The organism is Frankia sp. AgB32, assembly GCF_023243045.1.
GTDB lineage: Bacteria > Actinomycetota > Actinomycetes > Frankiales > Frankiaceae > Frankia.
Genome location: NZ_JALKFX010000070.1, coordinates 1 through 2,351 on the forward strand (window position 1 = coordinate 1; position 2,351 = coordinate 2,351).

Sequence of the window (2,351 nt, forward strand, 5' to 3'; positions counted from 1 at the left end):
GGCCCCCCCCCCCCCCCCCCCCCCCCCCCCCCGGCGCGCCCGGCCCCCCCCCCCCCCCCCCCCCCCACGGGGGTCAGGCGGCGGGAACCAGGCGGGCGAGGAGGCGGTCGACGGGCACGCTGGCCATGGCGATCCGGCTGTCACCGATCCCGTAGGGCAGCCACAGCAGACCGTCGTGGATCAGGCTCCCGCAGGAGTAGACCACGTTGGGGACGTAGCCCTCACGCTCCTGCCCGGTCGGGGCGAGCAGGGGTTCGGGCAGCACGGCGAGCACCCGGCCCGGATCGTCGAGGTCAAGAAGGATCGCGCCGATGGTGTAGGTCCGCATCGGCCCGACGCCGTGGGTGAGCATGAGCCAGCCCGCCGCCGTCTCGACCGGGGACCCGCAGTTGCCCACCTGGAGCAGCTCGGCGGCGACCCGCGGGCCGTGCAGCGCCCGCGCCGGCTCCCACACCTGGCCGTCGTCGGAGGCCGTCAGACCGCTCGACTCACCGTCGGAACGACACAGCGCGAGATGGCGGCCGTGGACCAGCCGCGGGAACAGCGCCATGCCCTTGTTGCGGGCGGCTGGCCCCGCCAGCGGCGACGAGGTGAAGACGCGCAGGTCGGGGCTGACGAGCAGGCGCGGGGCGATGTTCGTGCCGTCGTAGGCGGTGTAGGTGGCCCGGTAGTCGACGGCGCCGTCCGGGGTGGTGAACCGGACGAAGCGCGCATCCTCCATGCCATGGCTCTCGCTGGCGACGGTGGGCCAGAGCACCCGCTGCGCCAGCGCGCTGTCGGGCGGGAACTCGACGCGGCGCAGCGATCCGGCGATCCCGCGGATCCCCGCGAGGATCCCGGGTGCCTGCGGGCGGCTGAGCAGATCGGCGGGGACGCCCGCGAAGGCGCGGGAAAGATCGGGGTCGGGCTCCCCGTCGGGTGGCGGCGGGTCCAGGCCCAGCAGGACGGCCCGGGTGACCTCGTCGTCGAGTCCGTGGTCAGCGAGCACGGCGCGCAGCCGCGCGGCCGTCCACTCGACGGGCACGGCGACGCCGGTGGTGAGCGCTCCGGTGCGTGGTTCCAGCCGCACCGTCGGCCCCGGGCCGATCACGCCGACGGCGAAGCCGATCGAGGACAGATGGCCCTCGCCGACGGCGCGCAGGCTCAGGGCCAGCCGCAGCGCGCCGGGCGGCAGTCCGGACTGGTCCGGGTGCGCCACCGCGGAGGGGTTGGTGACGGCCGCGCCCTCCACCGCGTACTCGGCGGTGAAGCAGGCGCCGAGCAGCAGGGTCCGGGCCGCGGAAACCTCCGCGGAGGCCGGCACCCGCGAGGCCACCACCGCGGCGTGGCGCGCGAGGATGCCCCGATAGTCCAGGTGGCGGGCCTCGAACCGATCCAGGAGACCGGTGACGAGGCTGTCGACCTCCTGCTCGGGCAGGGCGAGGGCCCGGTCCACGATGCCGGCGGCCCGCGACTGCGGCTCGCCGCCCTCCTCGCCGGGCAGGAACAGTTTCGCGACGACCCGGGTGCTGTCCGGGGCGAGCGCCCACCGATGTCGGGTGACCAGCTCGTCGGCGGCCGCCCCGGCCGCGCCGCTGCCGGCCGCGCCGCTGCCGGTCACGCCGCTGCCGGTCACGCCGCTGCCGGTCACGGCGTCGAGGCCAGGAGGCGACGGGCATGCTGGGCGGTGGACAGCAGGGCGAGCGCGGACTCGGCGCCCTGGTTGAGGTTGCGCCCGCCGCTTTCGAGGCCGTCGTAGCAGCCACCGGTATCGGGGTTCAGTAACGGCGTCGCGCTGTCGTTGCCGCCCAGGAACCAGGTATGGGCGCGGTCGAGGCCGGTCAGCCACCGGCGCCGGCCGGTCGCCGCGTGCGCGCGGGCGCAGGCGTCCGCGATCGCCGCGGCCTCGATCGGCTGCTGGTCGAAGCCGGGCCGGGGATCCCCGGCCGGTCTGCGCCCACCGACCGGCGTCGGCGACAGGTTGCCGCCGCGGGTCTCCACCCGCAGCAGCCACGCCAGCAGGCGCAGACCGTCCGCGAGCAGCGCCTTGTCGGGCAGGCACAGGCCGGCGAGGATCAGCGCCTCGGGGACCGCGCCGTTGGCGTAGCGCAGCATGGGTTCCGGCCATGGCCAGGCCGGGTTGGTGCCGACCGGGCCGACAACCTCGACGGCGGCGGTGAGCAGCGCGCGCGCCGGGCGGTCGTCCGGATGGGCGAGCAGCAGCTCGCCGGCGCCGAGCGCGGCGAACGTCATGGCCCGCGGCCAGGGCGAGCGGCAGCCCGCGCGGGCCCCGCCGCCCGCCCGCGCCGGGGCCCCCCCCCCCCGCCGCCCCGCCGCGCCGGCCGCCCCCCCCCCCCCCCCCCCCCCCCCCC

2 protein-coding genes are annotated in these 2,351 nt (G+C 77.4%); both read right to left on the reverse strand.

The annotated features are described in order from the left end of the window. Window positions 1-73: 73 nt before the first annotated feature. The gene (locus MXD60_RS18375) at window positions 74-1,630 is read right to left on the reverse strand and encodes a glycoside hydrolase family 130 protein (protein WP_248820548.1); all 1,557 of its coding nucleotides are present in this window, start codon (window positions 1,628-1,630) and stop codon (window positions 74-76) included. After that, on the reverse strand, window positions 1,627-2,351 hold a 725-nt coding region (locus tag MXD60_RS18380; protein ID WP_248820549.1), incomplete at its 5' end, for a glycosyltransferase. The genes MXD60_RS18375 and MXD60_RS18380, both read right to left, overlap by 4 nt.